The sequence below is a fragment of the Thermomonospora catenispora genome (assembly GCF_006363815.1).
In the GTDB taxonomy this organism is placed as follows: Bacteria; Actinomycetota; Actinomycetes; order Streptosporangiales; family Streptosporangiaceae; genus Thermomonospora; species Thermomonospora catenispora.
In genome coordinates, this window is the sequence record NZ_RRYT01000005.1 from 66,938 (window position 1) to 87,693 (window position 20,756).

Genomic DNA, 20,756 nt, shown 5'->3' on the forward strand with positions numbered 1-20,756 from the left:
GTGCGGCAGGGTCGGGCTCATGCTCGAGGAGCCGGAGGGCGGCGCGGGCAGAGGCGCCATGGGCGGCTGTTCCTCGGCCCGTCCCGGCGCACCGCTGTGCTTGGAATCAACGGCGGCGGAGCCGGTGTTCCCCGTCCCTCCCGACGAGGGCCCGGTCATGGCGCCGGAAGGGCCGATCGGCCAGGCGGTGGGAATCCCCGATCGTTCCGGCCACGGCGGCGGGTATGCCGAGGCGCCGCCCTGCGACGGACGAGAAGCGCCCGAAGCCGCGCTCGTCTCCGCCGCCGGGGAGCTCACCCCGGTGGCATGAGCTTCATCCGGCCGTCCGGATGAGGGAGCGGACGGCGCATCCGATCGAGCCGCCGGAAAGGCGGCGGGGCCCACGCCGGAAGAACCCAGGCGGTGAGGGCCCTCCGACCCGCTGGGCGAGGGAGTTGCTTCGCCCGCCACGGCAGGAGGCGATGTTTCCCGTGAAACATCCTCCCGCCCCTGCGCCGGCGGGAAGGCGGCGGAGCTCAGGCCGGCAGGACTCGGCGACGCTGCACCACGAGAAGGCGTGGACCAAGGAGGGGCGCTCGCAGACGGGCCGGCGGGCGCATCCGAGCGGTCGCCCGCGGCCGGCGTGAAGCCAAGCCCGGAGCCGGCCGAGCTCGCACCGGTGGATCCCGACGGCATGGCCGGCCGGTCCGGGGGAGAGAAACGAGCGTCCCCCGTCCCCTCCGGCGAGGGAGAGGACGTCTTCTCGGCCGGCTCGGCCGGGTGGTCGGCTCCCGAAGGGGAGGAGGCGGAGGCCGTTCCAGCCGTTCCCTGCGGAAAAGCCGCATCCGGCCGCACAGGGGAAGGAGCGGACGGCGCGCCTGCCGGATCGGCCGGCGCAGCCGGAGCAGGGCCGGCGTCGACCGGCCTTCGAGGCCGAGGGACCTCCGGAGAGCCGGTCGGCTCGGCGGGCTGAACGGCGGCGCGGTCGTCCAGCGGCCCCTGAGAAGGAAGACCGCCCGGTCGAGCGGGCGGAGGAACGGCCGGTGCGCCCGACCGTGCCGGAGATGACGCGGCCGAGGGCGGAGCATCGTCCAGCGGGTAGACCCGTACGTCGTCCACCGGGTAGACCCGTATGTCGACCGGTGCCGGCAACGGCGATGCGGCCGATGAAGGCGCGGCGCCCGAGGCGGCCGGCCCTTGAGACGCCGCCGAGGAGGACGTCGAGGAGGGGCGAGCACCGACCGGCGCTTCCGGGCGGTCGGTGGCGGAAGACGGAGCGGACGGTGCAGGGGCCGGGCCGGTGGAGGCGGCGGAAGGGTGCACGGACGCCCCCGGCGGCGAAGAGACGGCCACGGCCGACGGCGCACCGGCGAGGATCGTGGATCGGGCACCGGACGGGTCGGCGGCGGAGCCGGTGACCGGGGCGGCAGGGGGACGGGGGGCCGAGCAGGTCGTCAGGTCGTCGTGTCGCCCGCCCGGTCCTTGAGGGTCGTGCTGCGCCGCGTCACCGGCCTGGCCCGGCCGGCCCGGTCCTGGTGCCGTCGTCATGCGGACCTCTTCCTCGACTTCTTCGCGCGGCGCGGCGGCGTCCGGGCGGCGACCACGCGAACGATCGTCGTCGGCGGCTCGACCCTACCCTGCCCCAGCTTGAGCAGCTCGGTGGTGCGAACCCCGAAACGCTTGAGCACCGGGGCGGCCTCGGCAAGCTCTTGACCGGCACGTTCGCCCTTCAGCGCGAGCAGCTCCCCGCCGGGGCGCAGCAGCGGAAGCGCCCAACCGATCAGCCGGTCCAGCGGAGCCACCGCACGAGCGGTGACGACGTCGGCCTGGTAGTCCCCCGCCACCTCTTCGGCCCGAGCGCGCCGCACCTCGACGTTCGCCAGCTCCAGCATGGCGACGGCCTCGTTCAGGAACGTGGTCCGGCGCAGCAGCGGTTCCAGCAGCGTGATGGACAGGTCGGGCCGGACGATGGCGAGCACCAGCCCGGGCAGCCCGGCACCGGAACCGATGTCGATCACGGTCGCCTTCTCCGGCACCACATCGGACACCACTGCACAGTTGATCAGGTGCCGTTCCCAGAGCCGGTCGGCCTCCCGTGGGCCGATCAGGCCTCGCACAACTCCCGCATCGGCGAGAAACTCCGCATAACGTTCGGCCAGCGGCAGTGCGTCGCCGAAGATCTCCCGTGCCGCGTCCGGTGCCGAGCTTGGGTTCCTCACCGTACGAATCGTTCCATAAACAGCAGCGGACGTGCACACAGGCCGCCCGCTGTGGATGACCGTCCCACGGCTTCACGCAGCCGCTTCGGCGGGAAGCGCTCACCGACGCTCATCCCTGCCGACGCGACCCGGCACGAGGAGCCCTTCTCCGCGCCCGCTCAGGTGAGCGACGAAGAACAGAGGACACCGCGGGCGTCTCACGGGCACCGCCCTGGGCCGCACCGATGGGGCTTCGCCCTGCCGGGCGACCGGCGGCGCCGGCGCATCGGCGCCCTCCCGGGGGGCCGCCGGCGCCCCCCCACCGCGCTCGGCGCGCCTTCGCAACGAACCGTCTTCCCGGCGAACCGCTCAGGTCTCGCGCCCGGGCGCCGCAAGCGCACATCGCCGTATCCGGGGGGGCGATGCGCCGCTCACCCCGCCGGGGCGTCGGCCTCGTCCGGCCGCGCGATCACAGACGGTCGCTCATCGGCCCGCCCCGCCCCGCGGTCCGCCGTCCCCCGCCACGGCCGGATCGAAGCCCCGCGGTCCCGGACGGAGCGGCGGCCCGAACACGCCGAACGCCGGGCGATGCGGCGGGCCCGGCGTTCGTGAGGCGTCGATCGTCAGGAGGGGTCGGTCATCAGGAGGGATAGACGACGACGTAGCGTTCGGGCTCTTCCCCCTCGGACTCGCTGTGCAGGCCGGCGGCGGCCACGGCGTCGTGGATGACCTTGCGCTCGAAGGGGGTCATGGGGGCGAGCGGCTTGGGCTTGCCGGTCCGCTTGACCTCGGCGGCGACATCCTGGCCGATCTTGGTGAGCTCGGCGCGGCGGCGTTCGCGGTAGCCGCCGATGTCGAGCATCAGGCGGGAGCGGTTGCCGGTCTTGCGGTGCACGGCCAGGCGGGTGAGCTCCTGCAAGGCCTCCAGGACCTCGCCGCGCTTGCCGACAAGCTCGTCCAGGGAGGCGCCGACGACCGCGACCACGGCACGTCCGCCCTCGACGTCCATGTCGATGTCGCCGTCGAAGTCCCCGATGTCGAGCAGACCCTCGATGTAGTCGGCGGCGATCTCGCCCTCCTGCTCGAGCGCCTGGACGTCGACCTCGGTGGCGTCGGTCTGGCTCACGGGTTCTCCTTGTCGACGGGTTGCTCGGCTACCCGCCGACGGGGCGGGCGGCGCTACACGGCGGGGCAGGGAACGCACGCGTTCCCTGCCCTCGAATCTAGCGCTTGGAGGATCCGCTGCGCTTGCTGCGCGGCTTGCGAGACGGCTGCTGCCGAACGATCTTCGGGCGCTGCGGCTCGGGCTGCGCGGCGGAGTCCTTCTTGAGCCGGCTCTTGGCCGGAACGGGCGCGGTGCTCTTCCCGGTGCTCTTGGCCGGGGCGGCGTCCTTGCCGGCGCCGTTCGCCGTGGCGCCGAGCGGCGGGTACTTGGAGTAGATGTAGTGCTGCTGGGCCAGCGTCCAGGTGTTGGAGGTCACCCAGTACATCAGCACGCCCAGCGGGAAGCCCAGGCCGAACAGGCCGAACATCGGGGCCATCACCAGCATGATCTTCTGGGCGGCGGCCATCGGGTTGTCCGGGTCCATCACCGGCTGCCGCTTCATGCTGGCGCGCATGGTGAGGAACGTGGTGGTGGAGCTGATCGCCACGGCGATGGCGGTGACCGCGACCGCGCTCCAGGAGACGGGGGTGTCGCGGACGGCGTTCAGGAAGGTGTCGGGAATGGCCGCGCCGAGGATGTGGGCGTTCTGGGCGCTGTCGATCAGCTCCGCCGAGATCCCGAACTTCGATTCGCCGTCCTCGGCTCGGGAGATGCCGTTGAGGACCTGGAACAGGCCGATGAACACCGGCATCTGCACCAGCAGCGGGAGGCAGCCCGACAGCGGGTTGGCCCCGTGCTCCTGGTAGAGCTTCATGATCTCCTGGTTGAGGCGCTGCCGGTCGTTCTTGTACTTCTTGCGGAGCGCCTGAACCTGGGGGTTGAGCTCCTGGAGCTTGCGGGAGGCGTGGATCTGCTTGATGAACAGCGGCACCATCAGCAGCCGCAGGAGCACCGTCAGCAGGATGATGGAGCCGCCCCACGCCCAGCCGCTGTCGGGGTCGACGACGGTACTCAGCCCGCTGTGGATCAGGACGATGAGCTTGGCGACGAGTTCGTACAGCCAATCAAGCACCGGGCAGCTCCTTGGGCTCTGCGATCGGGGGGCCGCTCGGCGTGCGGCCTGACGTCTCGTTGTGCTTCGCCGGCGGCACCGGGTCGTACCCGCCGCGGTGGAACGGGTGGCAGCGGCCGATCCGGCACACCGTCAGCCAGCTCCCGCGCAGGGCCCCGTGGATCCGTAGGGCCTCCAGGGAGTAGGCGCTGCAGGTGGGCTGGAAGCGGCACTGGTTCCCCAGCAGCGGGCTGAGGAACTTCCGGTAGCCGCGAACGAAGAGCATGAGGAGACGGGCGGCCAAAGACACCCGCTTGTCGTTCGTCATGTCCGCCAGCGACCCCCTAGGCCCGTCGCCGCAGCAGCCGGTCCAGCGCCGACTCGAGATCCTTGGCCAGCTCGTCGTGACGCGCCGATGCCGCGGCCGGATTGGCGCGTACCACAAGCAGGCTACCCGGCGGCAACCGGTCCAGGTGCCGGGCGACCAGGTGCCGAAGTCGGCGGCGGACTTTGTTGCGGACGACGGCGTTGCCGACGTTGCGGCCGACGATGAAGCCGACGCGGGGGAGGTCGTCGTCCGTGCGGCGCGCAGCCGGGACCGCCGCCCGACCGTTCGCCTTGGGGCGCGGGGCGGGGGGAGCGTGGGCTGTGTCATCCCGGCGCAGCAGGTGAACGACGACATGAGGACGTCCGGCGCGGCGACCGCGCCGGACGGTCAAGGTGAACTCGTCCCGCCGCCGCATCCGGTGACCGGAGGGCAGCATGGGGCGGTGCGGGTCAGACCGAGATGCGAGCGCGGCCCTTGCGCCGGCGCGCGGCGAGGATCGCACGGCCCGCCCGGGTGCGCATGCGCAGCCGGAACCCGTGCTTCTTGTGGCGGCGGCGGTTGTTCGGCTGGTACGTACGCTTGCTCACTCGAGACTCCAGTGTGGTGCTGCGGTCGCGTGATCCCTGCAGGCCGTGGCGCCTGAGGTGGTTGGGTTGTGCGGTCGCACTCGGCGAGCGCGTCCGGTCCCCCGCAGCGGGGGCCCGCCTGGCTCGCCCGGACCGCTCGCCCCCATCGAGGGTACTTGCCGCCCATGAGGGACAGGCGCTCCTGGTCACGGAAGGCGGGCACGCGTGATCGCCGCCGATACGACTCGACCGTAGAACGGTACGCCCCGTCCGCCGCCGGGTCAAACCGATGCGGTCCCGGGGGCGGGCCGTCTACACTGCGGGGGACGGCGTGCGACGTTCGCACGGTGCCCGTACGGCTCTCGCATGGATCGGGCGGTTGATGTTGCGGCCACCCGTCGGCACCCACTACCGTCACCGGGCGAGCTCGGTTCCAGTCCGCCGCACGAGCCGCCACGCGCACCGGCGCCTCCAGGAATCTCCCCTCCGGACCCCACTCGCCAGCAGAGTTTTACACAGCCTCCTGTGCGGTTTTGCACAGGGTGTGGACAACTCTGTGGATGACGCGTGAGAGAGTAAGTCCCCTGCGATAGGAGTCCAGATTTGGGACTCTGGTTACGGCGAATGGGGAGGGATGTGGCGTATGGACGGTCGTGACCTCGCGTCGGTGTGGGCCCGTACGCTGGCCGCTCTCTCCGAGGGGGACCTGCCGCCCAGTTACCGGGCCTGGCTGCCTCTGGTGCGCCCGCTTGCGCTGGTAGAAGGCACCGCCCTGCTGGCCGCCCCCAACGAGTTCGCCAAGGACGCGCTGGAGACCCGGCTGCGCGGCCTGATCACTCAGGCGCTGTCCAAGGAGCTCGGCCGGGAGATCTTCGTGGCGGTCACCGTCCAGCCCGAGCCGCCCCAGCCGCCGGCCGAGCAGCAGTCCGCCGAGCGCCGGCCGGAGCCGCCGGAGGGGGCCTACGGAGGGCAGTCCCGGCCGGAAGTTATCCACAGCTCCGGCCGCCCCGGTGGATATCCCGAGGACTCCTATCCCCAAGGGGGCCAGGGCTACCCGTGGAGCCGTGAGCAGCCCCCCGGCTATGAGGGCGGCGGGTACGACGCCTCCCACCCCACGGGCCGGCCCCCCGCCTACGCCGCTCAGGGACGGCATGCGGCGCCGCCCGTCCACCATGACGACGACCGCGGCCGGGACGACGCGCCGCCGTGGGGCCGGGCGCCTCATCTCGCCGACCGGCCGTCGGGCGCGCCGCATTATGAGGACCGCTACGACGATGCGCAGCGTCCCGGCGCCGAGCCGCCGCACGCCGCCCGGGACCACGGCCGGCCCTACGACGACGCCGAGCACCGGATGTCCGCCGGCGGGCGGCACCGCGCCGACGACGCGCCGCCCGGGCAGGGTCCGCAGCAGTACGAGGAGGGGTACCCCCGCGCCGCCTCGCCCGGCCCCTACGGGCCGGGACCGGGCGACGGCCGCGACCAGGGTCCCCGGCACGGGGAGGGCCGCGGCGAGCGGCCGGGGGACGGCGATGCCGAACAGCCGTCGTGGCAGGCGCGTCGCCCCGCGGGCGAGCAGCCCAAGCCCGGGTCCGAGCACGCCCGGCTGAACCCCAAGTACACGTTCGAGACGTTCGTCATCGGGTCCTCCAACCGGTTCGCCCACGCCGCCGCCGTCGCGGTGGCCGAGCAGCCGGCCAAGGCCTACAACCCGCTGTTCATCTACGGGGACTCCGGGCTGGGCAAGACGCACCTGCTGCACGCGATCGGCCACTACGCGCAGAGCCTGTTCAGCGGGGCGCGGGTGCGTTATGTGAGCTCGGAGGAGTTCACCAACGACTTCATCAACGCCATCCGCGACGGCAAGGCCGACGGGTTCCGCCGCCGCTACCGGGACATCGACATCCTCCTGGTCGACGACATCCAGTTCCTGGAGGGCAAGGAGCAGACCCAGGAGGAGTTCTTCCACACCTTCAACACCCTGCACAACGCCAGCAAGCAGATCGTGATCTCCAGCGACCGGCCGCCCAAGGACCTGGTGACGCTGGAGGACCGGCTGCGCAACCGGTTCGAGTGGGGCCTGACCACCGACGTGCAGCCGCCGGAGCTGGAGACCCGGATCGCGATCCTGCAGAAGAAGGCCCGCCAGGAGGGTCTGGCGGTGCCGCCGGACGTGGTGGAGTTCATCGCCTCGCAGATCGCCACCAACATCCGTGAGCTGGAGGGGGCGCTGATCAGGGTCACCGCCTACGCCAGCCTCAACCGGCAGTCGGTGGACATGCGGGTGGCCGAGACGGTGCTCAAGGACCTGATCCCCAACGACACCGGTCCGGAGATCACCGCGAGCCTGATCATGGCGCAGACGGTGGAGTACTTCGGCACCACCATCGAGGACCTGTGCGGCCCCTCCCGGTCCCGGATGCTGGTGACCGCCCGGCAGATCGCCATGTACCTGTGCCGGGAGCTGACCGACCTGTCGCTGCCCAAGATCGGCGCGCAGTTCGGCGGACGCGATCACACCACCGTCATGCACGCCGAACGCAAGATCCGTTCGCTGATGGCCGAGCGCCGCGCCATCTACAACCAGGTCACCGAGCTCACCGGACGCATCAAGAACCAGGCCCGCAAGCGCTGACCCCGCTCACCCCGGCGACCGGCGACCGGGGCGCCCGGTCGCCGAAGCCCTCCGTGCGCCGTCGTCTCCGCCGCTCTTCCGTCCGCCCCCTTCCCCGTCCCTCTCCTCGTCTCCTCCGCTTCCCTCTCCTCCCCCGCCCCCTCCCTCGTCCCTCCTCATCAGGGACCTCCGAGGAGACCTCCGCCTCCCGACGAGGGAGGAAGCGGAAGGACGCGAGGCGAAGGCCACGAAGGCCACCGAGACCACGAGGTCTCTTGGAGCATCCCCTGGAGCCGGCAGGGCGCCGGGAGGGGGCCGCGGAACGGAGACGGCCCGGCCGACGGGCCGCAACGCCGCAGAGCGAAGCGAAGGGCGCGAAGGGGGGGCCGGCGAGGCGCCGGAGAGACCGTCCGGGAGGGGCACGGCGGCCCGGGCGGCCACGGCACCGCGGCGGGGAGGTGAGGCCCGACGGACCGCCGGTGCCCCCCCACCGCCGGCGCCCGCACCGCTGCGGTCCGCCGGGCCGTGGGGGCGCCCCGCGGATCGTGGAGGAGGGGCGGGCGTTTTCGTTGACTCGCCGGTTGTGGATGACGTGCGCGGGTGTGCTCAGGTGTGGACGACGCGTTCTGGGACGGTGTGGATTGCGGGGCCGCGGATATGGGGGGATATGCCCGAGCAGGCGCACAGCCTGGGGATAACCCTGTGGATCACCGCGGGAAAACGGTGGAAAGCCTGCGGACAGCCTGGGGACCGGCGGTGGAGAGCGTGTGGACGCGGGCTCGGGCCGCCCGAGCGCCCTGGGGACGGGGTTGGGGACATCCTGGGGATGAGTTGGGGACGGGTTGGGGATGACGCTCGGCCGAGACCGCCCTCACGGCCCTTCGAAGGGGCCTAGGGTCCACAGTGGTGGATGACGTTCCGTTGGGCTGCGGACAACTGGTGGAAAACCGGGGGACAACATGAGGACAACGTGTGGGGACGGCTCGGCCGTCCCCAGGCCCGACTGCGCCGTCCACCGGACACCCACAGGGGCAGTGGATGAAAATGTAGGGTCTGACCTGGGCGAACGCCGGTCGTCCACAGTATCCACGGCCCCTATGACGAGTACTGCACCTTTTCTACTCAAGAAAAATCTCGACTCGACTCAGGGCCTGGGGACCGAGCGCCCGGCGCGCGACTCTGGGATCCTCGCCCACGATCCGAACCCGCAACCTGCAGGAGGCGTGTCCCCTTGAAGTTCCGCATCGACAGAGACGCCCTCGCCGACGCCGTGGCCTGGACCGCCCGGTCCCTGCCGCAGCGGCCGCCCGTGCCCGTGCTGGCCGGCATGCACATCGAGGTGACCGACCGGCTGAAGCTGTCGGCGTTCGACTACGAGGTGTCCGCTCAGGTCACCACCGACGTCGACGTGGAGGAGCCGGGCACCGCCCTGGTCTCGGGACGGCTGCTGGCCGAGATCTCCCGCAGCCTCCCTCCCCAGCCTGTGGAGGTGACCACCGACGGGGCCAAGGTGATGCTCCGCTGCGGCAGCGCCCGGTTCACCCTGCTGACCATGCCCGTGGAGGACTACCCGTCCCTGCCGGAGATGCCGCCGGCCGCGGGCTCGGTGGGCAGTGACGAGTTCGCCGCCGCGGTCTCCCAGGTCGCCATCGCGGCCGGCAAGGACGACACCATCCCCATGCTCACCGGCGTGCGTGTGGAGATCGAGGGGGAGACCGTCACCCTGGCCTCCACCGACCGGTACCGGCTGGCGGTGCGGGAGCTGCACTGGAACCCCGAGCGCCCCGATTTCACCGCCACGGCCTTGGTGCCCGCCAAGACGCTCGCCGACACCGCCAAGTCCCTCACCCACGGCGCGGAGGTGTCGATCGCGCTCGGCGGCACGGACGGCATCGGCGAGGGGATGATCGGGTTCTCCGGCGGCGGGCGGCGGACCACCTCGCGGCTGCTGGACGGCGACTTCGTCAAGTACCGGTCGCTGCTGCCGAACGAGTACGCGGGGCTGGCCGAGGTGCAGACCGGCCCGTTCATCGAGGCGGTCAAGCGCGTGTCCCTGGTGGCCGAGCGCAACACCCCGGTGCGGCTGTCGTTCCGGCAGGGCGAGGTCGTGCTGGAGGCCGGCACCGGCGACGAGGCGCAGGCCGTGGAGGCGCTGGAGGCGTCGCTGGAGGGCGAGGACATCGACATCGCCTTCAACCCCTCGTTCCTGCTCGACGGGCTGTCGGCGATCAGCTCGGACGTGGCGCGGCTGTCGTTCACCACGCCGACCAAGCCGGCGGTGCTGACCGGCAAGCCGCCGGAGGACGGCGCCAACCCTAACTACCGGTACCTGATCATGCCCGTCCGCCTGTCCGGATGATCCGTCCCGGACCGGGTACCCCCAGGGCGCCGGTGGCGCGGACGAGCGCCGCGCCACCGGGCGACGGACCGCCCCGCCCGGCGCCCTGACCGTCCGAGACGACCCTCGGCCCCCGCCCGCGTCCGGCCCTCCCGATCTTGGGGATGATGAGGACGCTTCGGCGCAAGTCGTCCACATTCGGGAACGATCGGCGAGAGCATGACCGAGGCGTACGTCGCCGGTGCGGGCGCCCGTCGTCCGCACCGGCAGGTGAGAGGGGTTGAGCTGTGGACATCGGAATGATCGGGCTCGGGCGCATGGGCGGCAACATGGCCGAACGGCTGCGCCGCGGCGGCCACAACGTCGTCGGATACGACCGGGACCCGCGGATCAGCGACGTGGCCGGGCTGGAGGAGCTGATCGAGCGGCTGCCCGCGCCGCGTGCGGTGTGGGTGATGGTGCCCGCCGGCGACCCGACCCGGGAGACCGTCCACAGGCTGGGGGAACTGCTGGAGCCCGGCGACGTGGTCGTGGACGGCGGCAACTCGCACTATGCGGACGACCGCAGGCACGCGGAGGAGCTGGCCGCCAAGGGCATCGGGTTCGTCGACTGCGGCGTCAGCGGCGGCGTGTGGGGGCTGGAGAACGGCTACGCCCTCATGGTCGGCGGCGACGAGGAGCACGTGAAGCGGCTGATGCCGATCTTCGAGACCCTCAAGCCCGAAGGCGAGTACGGGTTCGTGCACGCCGGCGGGGTCGGCGCGGGCCACTTCGTGAAGATGGTCCACAACGGCATCGAGTACGGGATGATGCAGGCCCTCGGCGAGGGATATGAGCTGATCGCCGCCAGCGGCCTGGTGACCAACGTGCCGGAGACCTTCCGCTCCTGGAAGGAGGGCACGGTGATCCGGTCCTGGCTGCTGGACCTGCTGGTCCGGGCGCTGGAGGAGGACCCCGGGCTGTCGGGCATCCGCGGATACGCCCAGGACTCCGGCGAGGGCCGGTGGACGGTGCAGGCCGCGGTGGACCACGCCGTCCCCCTGCCGGTGATCACCGCCGCGCTGTACGCCCGGTTCGCCTCCCGGCAGGAGGACTCCCCGGCGATGCGGGTGGTGGCGGCGCTGCGCAACCAGTTCGGCGGGCACGCGGTGGAGTCCGCCAAGGGCGCCGACTCGGCCGGGGCGGACGTCCAGACTCCTCCGCTCTGACCTGGGCGGATTCGCTGATCTTCCACAGTTTTCCACAGGGCTGTGGATATCGTGCGCCGCCCCTGGCGGTCCCGCCTCTGCCCTACCCTCGTGTCTCGTGCATGTGGCCCACCTGTCGCTTCAGGATTTCCGCTCGTACGCGACCGCGGAGGTCGCGCTGCGGCCGGGGGTCACCGTGTTCGTGGGGCCGAACGGGCAGGGCAAGACCAACCTGGTCGAGGCGGTCGGCTACGTCGCCACCCACGGCAGCCACCGGGTCGCCACCGACGCCCCGCTGATCCGGCAGGGCGCCCAGCGCGCGATCGTCCGCGCCGGGGTGGTGCGCGACGACCGCAAGGCGCTGATCGAGCTGGAGATCAACCCGGGCCGGGCCAACCGCGCCCGGCTCAACCGCTCCCCCGTCCCCCGGCCGCGGGACGTGCTGGGGGTGCTGCGCACCGTGCTGTTCGCCCCCGAGGACCTGGCGCTGGTGAAGGGCGACCCGGGGGAGCGGCGCCGGTTCCTCGACGAGCTGCTGACGGCGCGGGCCCCCCGCCATGCCGGGGTCCGCGCCGACTACGACCGGGTCCTCAAGCAGCGCAACGCGCTGCTCAAGTCCGCGGCCGCCCACCGGCGCTCCCCCGGCCCCGAGGTCCTGGCCACCCTGGAGGTGTGGGACTCCCATCTGGCCCGTCTGGGCGCGGAGCTCCTGGCCGCCCGTCTCGACCTGGTCTGGGACCTCACCCCGGCGGTCGCCAAGGCGTACGCCGCCCTCGCCCCGGGCGGCGGCGCGGTCTCCCTGGCCTACCGCACCTCCATCGGCGACCGCCTCCCCCCGCTCCCCGTCCTGGCCGCCGAGGACGGCCGTGCACCGGAGGGCGGACGGGAGCGGTCCGCCGGCGAGGCCGTGGACGGCGGGCGGGGGGTCGAGCGGGGCGCGCTGGCGGCCGCGCTGGAGGCGGCGATGCGGGACGCGCGGCGGCAGGAGCTGGAACGCGGGGTCAGCCTGGTGGGGCCGCATCGCGACGAGCTGGTGCTGCAGCTGGGCGGGCTGCCCGCCCGCGGATACGCCAGCCACGGGGAGTCCTGGTCGCTGGCGCTGGCGCTGCGGCTGGCGGCGTTCGAACTGCTGCGGGCGGACGGGGACGACCCGGTGCTGATCTTGGACGATGTGTTCGCCGAGCTGGACTCCGGGCGGCGGCGCCGGCTGGCGGAGCTGGTGGCGCCGGCCGAGCAGGTGCTCATCACCGCCGCGGTGCCCGATGACGTTCCGGCGGAGCTGAGCGGCGACTCCTTCAGCGTGGAGCACGGGGAGGTGACCCGTGTGGCGTGAACGGGCCCGAGGCGCCCGCCGCCGGGCGAGCGTCGCCGGCCTCGCCGGACCGGCGGCGGGAGGCGGCGCCCCGGCGGAGGGCCGTGTCCCGGTGACCGGCGCCCCGGCGGGCGGGGCGTTCGGGAGGCGACGGGGGGTGCGCGCGTGAGCGACGATCCACAGGGCGGGCACGACCCACGGGGTCCCCGGGACCGAGCCCCGCACCACCCGCAGAGCCCACAGAGCCCACAGGACTCACAGAACCCGCCCGGGCCGCCCGGGCCGCGGGAGGCGCCGGACCGGGGGCCGCAGGGCGAGGACCGGGCGGGGCCCCGGCCCCTGTCCGGCATCGAGCTGGCCCGTCAGGCCCTGGCGCAGGCCCGGGCGGACGCCCTCAAGCGCGGCACCCTCCCCGGGCAGGGCAGGCGCAAGGCCGCCCGGCCGCGGCCGGTGCGGGAGGCGGGCCGCGGCGGGGACCCCAAGCCGTTCGCCGCGGCGATCCGGGACCTGCTGGCCGACCGCGGCTGGGAGACCCGGGCGGCGGTCGGCAGGGTGTTCGGCGACTGGCCGCGGATCGTGGGGCCGGAGCTGGCCCGGCACACCAAGCCGGAGCGTTTCGAGGACGGCACGCTGACCGTCGCGGCGGACTCCACCGCGTGGGCCACCCAGGTGCGGCTGCTGGCGGGCCAGCTGGTGAAGCGGCTCAACCAGGAGCTCGGACAAGGGACGGTGACCCGGGTCAAGGTCGTGGGGCCCTCCTCGGGCCCGCGCCGCCCGGGGGCCTGGCGGGTGCGCTGAACCCCCGCGCGGAAGCCGTGGAGGACGGCGAAAGACCTGCTCGGCGGCGCCGCGGGGACGACGGCCGGGGCCGGCCGGGGATTCGGCGACGCTACCGACGAGTTTCGCGACCAGCGCCGCGTAGGGCAGAGCAACCCCCCTGGCGTATGGGGGGGCTCATCCACGGGGCTGTTCGACCGTCAAACGCGTTCCTGGCGCTCCGGAGTGGCCATTTTTGACGGTCCAGCCGGTAGAATGGGGTCGGGTTCAGGATGCTGCGCCGTCACGGGCCGTTCGGACGTCGATACCGCACAACGGACGCCCGTTACATGTGTTACGGGGCACACCACGAGCGCGGGGGCACGGCACACTCGCGTGACGCGGCGGCGAGCATCCCCGGCAGGAGGATCTCCTTTGGCGTACGACGCTAGTTCCATCACCGTCCTTGAAGGCCTGGAGGCGGTACGCAAGCGCCCCGGCATGTACATAGGCTCCACCGGCGAGCGCGGACTGCACCACCTGGTCTATGAGATCGTCGACAACTCCGTCGACGAGGCGCTGGCGGGGTACGCCGACACCATCGAGGTGACGCTGCTGGCCGACGGCGGCGTCCGGGTGAAAGACAACGGCCGCGGCATCCCCGTCGACGAGCACCCGGTGGAGAAGCGCCCGGCGATCGAGCTGGTGCTGACCACGCTGCACGCCGGCGGCAAGTTCGACGGAAAGTCATACGCGGTCTCCGGCGGTCTGCACGGTGTCGGCTCCTCCGTGGTCAACGCCCTGTCGACCAGGCTGGACGCCGAGGTGCGCCAGAAAGGCCACGTCTGGCGGCAGTCCTACACCTGGCGCGGCCCGATCGCGCCGCTGGCCAAGGGCGAGCCCACCGACGAGACCGGCACCACCATCACCTTCTGGCCCGACGGCGAGATCTTCGAGACCCTGGAGTGGAACTTCGAGACCCTCTCCCGCCGCCTGCAGGAGATGGCGTTCCTCAACCGGGGCCTGACGATCACGCTGACCGACGAGCGGCCCGAGCACAACGTGGACGGTGAGGAGCCCCGCCGCGTCGTCTACCGCTACGACGGCGGCATCTCCGACTTCGTCCGCTACCTCAACGCCAAGAAAGAGCCCGTCCACCCCGACGTCATCGCCTTCGAGGAGCAGACCGAGGGCATGGCGGTGGAGGTCGCGATGCAGTGGAGCGGCTCGTACTCGGAGTCGGTCCACACCTTCGCCAACACCATCAACACCGCCGAGGGCGGCACCCACGAGGAGGGGTTCCGCTCCGCGCTGACCACGATCGTCAACCGGTACGCCCGCGAGAAGGGCCTGCTGCGGGAGAGGGACGACAACCTCACCGGCGAGGACGTCCGCGAGGGCCTCACCGCGATCATCTCGATCAAGCTCGCCAACCCGCAGTTCGAGGGACAGACCAAGACCAAGCTCGGCAACACCGAGGCCCGCTCGTTCGTCCAGAAGGTCGTCCACGAGCACCTGCGCGACTGGTTCGACCGCGAGCCCGGCCAGGCCAAGGAGATCGTCAACAAGGCCAGCCAGGCCGCCCGCGCCCGGATCGCCGCCCGTCAGGCCCGCGACCTGACCCGGCGCAAGAGCCTGCTGGAGTCGACCTCGCTGCCCGGCAAGCTGTCGGACTGCCAGTCCACCGACCCGGGCAAGTGCGAGCTGTACATCGTCGAGGGCGACTCGGCCGGCGGCTCGGCCAAGGGCGGTCGCGACGCCCGGTTCCAGGCGATCCTGCCGATCCGCGGCAAGATCCTCAACGTCGAGAAGGCGCGGATCGACAAGATCCTCAAGAACGCCGAGGTTCAGGCGATCATCACCGCGCTCGGCACCGGGGTGCACGATGAGTTCGACATCGCCAAGCTCCGGTACCACAAGATCATCTTGATGTCGGACGCCGACATCGACGGCCACCACATCAACACCCTGCTGCTGACGCTGCTGTTCCGCTTCATGCGGCCGCTGATCGAGGCCGGACACGTCTATCTGGCCCAGCCCCCGCTCTACAAGATCAAGTGGGACCAGCGCGGCCAGGACGCCGAGTACGCCTACTCCGACGCCGAACGCGACGCCATCATCGAGGCCGGCATCGCCGCGGGCAAGCGCGATCCCCGCCCCCGCGACGGGGTGCAGCGCTTCAAGGGACTCGGCGAGATGAACGCCCGGGAGCTGTGGGAGACCACCATGGACCCCGAGCGCCGGGTGCTGCTGCAGATCACCGTCGACGACGCCGCCCAGGCCGACGAGCTGTTCAGCGTGCTGATGGGCGAGGACGTCGAGCCCCGGCGCGAGTTCATCCAGCGCAACGCCAAGGACGTGCGCTTCCTCGACATCTGACGGCCCCGGCCCCGCCGGCCGCATGACGTTCCGCATCTGAGAAGAGGACTTTGAAGTGACGGAAGTGACCACCGCAGGCGGTGGACCGGGCGAGCGCATCGAACCGGTCGACATCCAGGTCGAGCTGCAACGCAGCTACCTCGACTACGCGATGTCGGTCATCGTGTCCCGGGCGCTGCCGGAGGTGCGCGACGGGCTCAAGCCGGTGCACCGGCGCGTGCTGTACGCGATGTACGACGGCGGCTACCGGCCCGACCGCGGATACTTCAAATGCGCCCGCGTCGTCGGCGACGTCATGGGGAACTACCACCCCCACGGCGACGCGGCGATCTACGACGCGCTGGTCCGCCTCGCCCAGCCGTGGGCCATGCGCTACCCGCTCGTCGACGGCAACGGCAACTTCGGCTCGCGCGGCAACGACCCCGCCGCGGCCATGCGCTACACCGAGTGCCGCATGGCCCCGCTGGCGATGGAGCTGCTGCGCGACATCGACAAGGAGACCGTCGACTTCTCCCCCAACTACGACGGCCGCTCCACCGAACCCGACGTCCTGCCCGCACGATTCCCCAACCTGCTGGTCAACGGGTCGGCGGGCATCGCGGTCGGGATGGCGACCAACATCCCCCCGCACAACCTGCGCGAGGTCGCCGAAGGCGTCTTCTGGTACCTGGACCACTTCGACGCCGACGACGAGGAGCTGCTGGACGCCCTGATCGAGCGGATCAAGGGCCCCGACTTCCCCACCTCCGCGCTGATCGTCGGCCGCAAGGGCATCGAGGACGCCTACCGCACCGGCCGCGGCTCGATCACCATGCGCGCGGTGGTCGAGATCGAGGAGATCCAGGGCCGCACCTGCCTGGTCGTCACCGAGCTGCCCTACCAGGTCAACCCCGACAACCTGGCGCTGAAGATCGCCGAGCTGGTCAAGGAGGGCAAGCTCGAGGGCATCGCCGACGTCCGCGACGAGACCTCCGGCCGCACCGGCCAGCGCCTGGTCATCGTCCTCAAGCGGGACGCGGTCGCCAAGGTCGTCCTCAACAACCTCTACAAGCACACCCAGCTGCAGGAGACCTTCGGCGCCAACATGCTGGCGCTGGTCGACGGGGTGCCCCGCACCCTGCGACTGGACCAGTTCATCCGCTACTGGGTGGACCACCAGATCGACGTCATCATCCGGCGCACCCGCTTCCTGCTGCGCAAGGCCGAGGAACGCGCCCACATCCTGCGCGCCCTGCTGCGGGCCCTGGACCGGATCGACGAGGTCATCTCGCTGATCCGCGGCTCGGCCTCGGCGCAGGAGGCCCAGCAGGGCCTGATGGCGCTGCTGCAGATCGACGAGGTCCAGGCGCAGGCCATCTTGGACATGCAGCTGCGCAAGCTGGCCGCCCTGGAACGGCAGGCGATCACCGACGAGTACGACCGGCTGATGGCCGAGATCGCCGACTACAACGAGATCCTCTCCTCGCCGGAGCGGCAGCGCCGGATCGTCCGCGAAGAGCTGGAGCCGATCGTCGAGAAGTACGGCGACGAGCGGCGCACCCAGATCGTCCCCTACGACGGCGACGTCTCATATGAGGACCTCATCGCCGAAGAGGAGATCGTCGTCACCATCACCCGCGGCGGCTACGCCAAGCGCACCCGGGTGGACGCCTACCGCGAGCAGAAGCGCGGCGGCAAGGGGGTGCGCGGCGCCCAGCTCAAGCAGGACGACATCGTCGAGCACTTCTTCGTCACCACGACCCACCACTGGCTGCTGTTCTTCACCAACAAGGGGCGGGTCTACCGGGCCAAGGCCTACGAGCTGCCCGAGGGCGGACGCGACGGCCGCGGCCAGCACGTGGCCAACATGCTGGCCTTCCAGCCCGACGAGCGCATCGCCGAGGTGCTGGACCTGCGCGACTACGACGTCGCCCCCTACCTGGTGCTGGCCACCAAGCAGGGCAAGGTCAAGAAGACCCCGCTCAAGGACTTCGACTCCCCGCGCAGCGGCGGGATCATCGCCATCAACCTCGCCGAGGACGACGAGGTGATCGCCGCCCGGCTGGTCTCGCCCACCGACGACCTGCTGATGGTGTCGACGAACGCGCAGGCCATCCGCTTCCACGCCGACGACGAGCAGCTCCGCCCGATGGGCCGGGCCACCAGCGGCGTGATCGGGATGCGCTTCGACAACGGCCACCTGCTGGACATGCACGTGGTCCGCAACGACGAAGAGGACGTGCTGGTGGCCACCGAAGGCGGTTACGCCAAGCGCACCCCGGTGGAGCAGTACCCTGTGCAGGGTCGCGGAGGCAAGGGCGTCCTCACCGCGAAGATCGTGGAATCCCGCGGCGGGCTGGTGGGGGCTCTCATGGTCCGTCCCGAGGACGGAGTGTTCGCGATGACCTCCAACGGAGGCGTCATCCGGACCAGCGCCGCCGAGATCAAGCGGTCCGGACGGCAGACCATGGGAGTTCGGCTGATGAACCTCGCCGAAGGCGACAGCATCGTCGCCATCGCACGGAACGTGGAATCCATGGGAGAGTCCGCGGCGGGCCTGGACGCCTCCGCGGGTGAGGCCGACGCCGACGACCCCGACGGGGCGGAGAAGGACGACCAGTGACCCTTCCCCGCCCGCGTCGCCGCGGACCCGCCTCGTCTGCCGGCGGGTCCGCGGGGGGCTCGGTGACCGACGCGACCGGTCAGGCGTCGCAGCGGCCCGCGGACGACGGCTCGCGGGGCCGTGAGGAGGACCAGTGAGCACTCAGCCGAACAAGAGCAGCAACCCCTCGGAGGCCGACGCCGCACCCGGCCCCGGCGGCGCGTCGCGGCCCCGTGGCGACTCCACCGAGTCGTTCCCCGCCCAGAGCACCTCCGGCAAGGACGAGGCGGCCCCCGACGCCACCCGTCCCGAGGGCATCACCCCGGTGAGCGACCCGGGCCCGGGCGCCGGGCAGGGGAAGAAGGACCCCGCCTGGTCGCCCGCCGGCGGCGCCGGACGCCCCTCCATGCAGCCCGCCCAGCCGGCCGGACGGTCCGGTGCGCCGGCCGGCGCACCGCGGGCCACGGGCGCACAGCCCGCCGCACCGGCCGGCAAGGACAGGCGGCCCGCCGCCCGCCTGGGCGGCGCCAAGGCCCCGCGCCGCGCCCAGCTCCAGCTGGCCCGGCTGGAGCCCTGGTCGGTGATGAAGTTCAGCTTCGTGATGTCGCTGGTGGCCTTCCTCGTCCTGCTGGTGGCCGTGATAGTGCTGTACACCATCCTGTCCGGCCTGGGCGTCTTCGACGCGATCAGCGAGACCGTCAACGACCTCACCAGCGACCAGGACTCCACCGACGGCGTGAACGCCGGCAGCTGGTTCGGCTTCTGGCGCATCCTCGGCTACACGATCCTCGTCGGCGCCCTCAACGTCCTGCTCATCACCGCGTTGTGCACGGTCGGGTCGGTCATCTACAACCTGGCCGCAGACCTGGTGGGCGGCGTCGAGGTCACCCTCAAGGAGGCCGAGTAGCCGCCCATGCACCGCTCCGCCGCCGCGTCCGGGGGACGAGTCGCCAAATCGATTTCAGGTTGTCCCCTCAGATGGGGTAATCTCCATGCACGTGCCCCACAGAGCGGCGGCACTCGGGCCTATAGCTCAGTCGGTTAGAGCGCATCCCTGATAAGGATGAGGCCGGTGGTTCAAGTCCACCTAGGCCCACCAGCTCAGAAGCCCCCACCGGGTATCCGGTGGGGGCTTTTGACGGCAGCGCTGACGGCAACGGCCTTAGTCTCCCCGGTCTCCGAACAGCTCATCGGCCACCCTGCCCAGCCCATCACGGTGGCTCTCGCCGTCGCCGCGCGTGTAGATCTCCAGCGTCACCGAGATGCGCGCGTGCCCCAGGATCTCCTTGGCGTCGCTGGGCGGAACGCCCATCTTCTTGAGCAATGAGGCCGTGGTGTGCCGCAGGTCGTGCAACCGGATTCGGCGCAGGCCGGCCTGATCACAGATCCGCTCGAAGGTGCGTCCCAGGTTCCGGGGCTCGATGGGCCGCCCGTGGCGGGTGGTGAAGACCAGGCCGGTCTCCTCCCTCTCGTCACCGGCCTGCCGCCGAGCGACCATCTGCCGTTCGGCCAGTTCGATCACGGCTTCACGGGCGATCGGCAGCAACGGTAGGTGTCGCCGATCGGCCGCGGTCTTGACCGGTGTCCGGGTGAGCTGACCGTCGATGCGCTGCATCTGCCACTCGACCCGGATGACTTCCTCATCCAAGTCGATGTCATCCCAGGACAGGCCGAGGACCTCACCGCGCCGCAGCCCGTAGGCGAGGAGCAAGACGAACGCCGGATACAGCCGCTCAGTGCGCGCAGCCGCCGGGAAGGCCCGCGCCTCATCCACCGACCAGGGCTTGACCTTGCGCCCAGGTGCGGGTGGCAACGTGGTCAGTCGGGCGGCGTTGAGGTGATCAGTTCTTCCTGCATCGCTCGGGTCAGCGCAGCGCCCAGGACCGTGCGCATGATGTGGACCTTGGCCACCGAGTGGCCGGCCTTGATCTGCTTGTTCAAGAGCGGCGGCGCATGCGGCCTGAAGGCCGGTCACCGGGCGGCGACCGCCGGGCCGGACGCCAACAAAGCCACCAGTCAGAGACCCCACCGCACAGCAGCGCCCCCAGGGGCGGTGAAGAACCCGGTTTTGAGATGCCTGGGCCTGCTGATGGTGTTGCGACGCCTCTAGGGGTGCAGGAACCCCGGTGCGACTGCGGCAACACCACCGAGTGGCGGTTGCGATCCCTCCAGGGGTGATGAGGAACCCCCAGAGTAAAGCCGCAGGCCAGAGCACCGAAAGCCCACCAAATACGGGCCGGTTCTGCAGCGGACCGCCGGTTGTGCAAACGCCCTGGTAGAACGCATGACCCCCAGACGAGGAGTGAGGACGCATTACGGGCACGGTAACCCAACACCCGTTCTCCTAACCCCTCCTCAGGCTGAT

The 20,756-nt window shown here is 71.5% G+C and carries 17 protein-coding genes and 1 tRNA gene; 10 read left to right on the forward strand and 8 right to left on the reverse strand.

Annotated features, from left to right (window positions below):
• The first annotated feature begins 19 nt into the window (after positions 1-19).
• Positions 20-310, forward strand: coding sequence for a hypothetical protein (locus tag EIO00_RS06065; protein WP_140176011.1), 291 nt, complete (start codon positions 20-22; stop codon positions 308-310).
• 1,213 nt (positions 311-1,523) lie between these two features.
• Here the strand turns inward: EIO00_RS06065 and rsmG are convergent.
• The 6 genes from rsmG to rpmH all read right to left on the reverse strand — a co-directional run bounded on the left by rsmG (position 1,524) and on the right by rpmH (position 5,248).
• Positions 1,524-2,198 (reverse strand): 16S rRNA (guanine(527)-N(7))-methyltransferase RsmG, encoded by a 675-nt coding sequence (gene rsmG, locus EIO00_RS06070; protein WP_140176013.1) that lies wholly within the window; start codon positions 2,196-2,198, stop codon positions 1,524-1,526.
• 619 nt (positions 2,199-2,817) lie between these two features.
• The gene (locus EIO00_RS06075) at positions 2,818-3,303 is read right to left on the reverse strand and encodes a Jag family protein (RefSeq protein WP_140176015.1); all 486 of its coding nucleotides are present in this window, start codon (positions 3,301-3,303) and stop codon (positions 2,818-2,820) included.
• Between the two features lie 97 nt (positions 3,304-3,400).
• On the reverse strand, positions 3,401-4,354 hold the full coding sequence (yidC, locus tag EIO00_RS06080) for a membrane protein insertase YidC (protein WP_140176017.1): 954 nt from the start codon (positions 4,352-4,354) through the stop codon (positions 3,401-3,403).
• On the reverse strand, positions 4,347-4,661 hold the full coding sequence (gene yidD / locus EIO00_RS06085; protein WP_140176019.1) for a membrane protein insertion efficiency factor YidD: 315 nt from the start codon (positions 4,659-4,661) through the stop codon (positions 4,347-4,349). The genes yidC and yidD overlap by 8 nt, the downstream gene beginning before the upstream one ends.
• Positions 4,662-4,677: 16 nt before the next feature.
• The gene (gene rnpA, locus EIO00_RS06090; RefSeq protein ID WP_241661154.1) at positions 4,678-5,076 is read right to left on the reverse strand and encodes a ribonuclease P protein component; all 399 of its coding nucleotides are present in this window, start codon (positions 5,074-5,076) and stop codon (positions 4,678-4,680) included.
• A gap of 34 nt (positions 5,077-5,110) precedes the next feature.
• Positions 5,111-5,248, reverse strand: a complete 138-nt coding sequence (rpmH, locus tag EIO00_RS06095) for a 50S ribosomal protein L34 (RefSeq protein WP_012855281.1) — start codon at positions 5,246-5,248, stop codon at positions 5,111-5,113.
• Positions 5,249-5,870: 622 nt separating this feature from the next.
• Here rpmH and dnaA point away from each other — a divergent pair.
• The 9 genes from dnaA (at position 5,871) to EIO00_RS06140 (ending at position 19,490) form a co-directional block, all read left to right on the forward strand.
• Entirely contained in the window at positions 5,871-7,859 is a 1,989-nt protein-coding gene (gene dnaA / locus EIO00_RS06100; protein ID WP_140176023.1) for a chromosomal replication initiator protein DnaA, read from the forward strand.
• 1,210 nt (positions 7,860-9,069) lie between these two features.
• Positions 9,070-10,197: a DNA polymerase III subunit beta gene (dnaN, locus tag EIO00_RS06105; RefSeq protein ID WP_140176025.1), complete on the forward strand. Its 1,128-nt coding sequence runs from the start codon at positions 9,070-9,072 to the stop codon at positions 10,195-10,197.
• Positions 10,198-10,463: 266 nt separating this feature from the next.
• Positions 10,464-11,384, forward strand: coding sequence for a phosphogluconate dehydrogenase (NAD(+)-dependent, decarboxylating) (gene gnd / locus EIO00_RS06110; RefSeq protein ID WP_140176027.1), 921 nt, complete (start codon positions 10,464-10,466; stop codon positions 11,382-11,384).
• 97 nt (positions 11,385-11,481) lie between these two features.
• Positions 11,482-12,696: a DNA replication/repair protein RecF gene (gene recF, locus EIO00_RS06115; protein WP_140176029.1), complete on the forward strand. Its 1,215-nt coding sequence runs from the start codon at positions 11,482-11,484 to the stop codon at positions 12,694-12,696.
• 144 nt (positions 12,697-12,840) lie between these two features.
• A complete protein-coding gene (locus tag EIO00_RS06120) occupies positions 12,841-13,473 on the forward strand; it encodes a DciA family protein (protein WP_241661155.1) in 633 nt (210 codons plus the stop codon).
• A 393-nt stretch (positions 13,474-13,866) separates the two neighbouring features.
• The gene (gyrB, locus tag EIO00_RS06125) at positions 13,867-15,810 is read left to right on the forward strand and encodes a DNA topoisomerase (ATP-hydrolyzing) subunit B (RefSeq protein WP_140176031.1); all 1,944 of its coding nucleotides are present in this window, start codon (positions 13,867-13,869) and stop codon (positions 15,808-15,810) included.
• A gap of 55 nt (positions 15,811-15,865) precedes the next feature.
• Positions 15,866-18,412, forward strand: a complete 2,547-nt coding sequence (gyrA, locus tag EIO00_RS06130) for a DNA gyrase subunit A (protein ID WP_140176032.1) — start codon at positions 15,866-15,868, stop codon at positions 18,410-18,412.
• Between the two features lie 133 nt (positions 18,413-18,545).
• Positions 18,546-19,298 carry a DUF3566 domain-containing protein gene (locus tag EIO00_RS06135; protein WP_241661156.1) on the forward strand — a complete coding sequence of 251 codons (753 nt, stop codon included), beginning with the start codon at positions 18,546-18,548 and terminating at the stop codon, positions 19,296-19,298.
• A gap of 115 nt (positions 19,299-19,413) precedes the next feature.
• A tRNA-Ile gene (locus EIO00_RS06140) sits at positions 19,414-19,490 on the forward strand.
• Between the two features lie 63 nt (positions 19,491-19,553).
• On the opposite strand, the gene EIO00_RS24115 is transcribed toward EIO00_RS06140, so the two are convergent.
• Both EIO00_RS24115 and EIO00_RS25545 read right to left on the reverse strand, forming a co-directional pair.
• Positions 19,554-20,204 (reverse strand): tyrosine-type recombinase/integrase, encoded by a 651-nt coding sequence (locus EIO00_RS24115; RefSeq protein WP_161602661.1) that lies wholly within the window; start codon positions 20,202-20,204, stop codon positions 19,554-19,556.
• 5 nt (positions 20,205-20,209) lie between these two features.
• Positions 20,210-20,332 (reverse strand): hypothetical protein, encoded by a 123-nt coding sequence (locus EIO00_RS25545; RefSeq protein ID WP_277752851.1) that lies wholly within the window; start codon positions 20,330-20,332, stop codon positions 20,210-20,212.
• Between the last annotated feature and the right edge of the window lie 424 nt (positions 20,333-20,756).

Coding starts and splice junctions, on each gene's coding strand:
- EIO00_RS06065 (WP_140176011.1), top strand. CDS start 20: ATGCTCGAGGAGCCGGAGGGCGGCGCGGGCAGAGGCGCCATGGGCGGC.
- yidD (WP_140176019.1), bottom strand. CDS start 4,661: ATGACGAACGACAAGCGGGTGTCTTTGGCCGCCCGTCTCCTCATGCTC.
- rnpA (WP_241661154.1), bottom strand. CDS start 5,076: ATGCGGCGGCGGGACGAGTTCACCTTGACCGTCCGGCGCGGTCGCCGC.
- dnaA (WP_140176023.1), top strand. CDS start 5,871: ATGGACGGTCGTGACCTCGCGTCGGTGTGGGCCCGTACGCTGGCCGCT.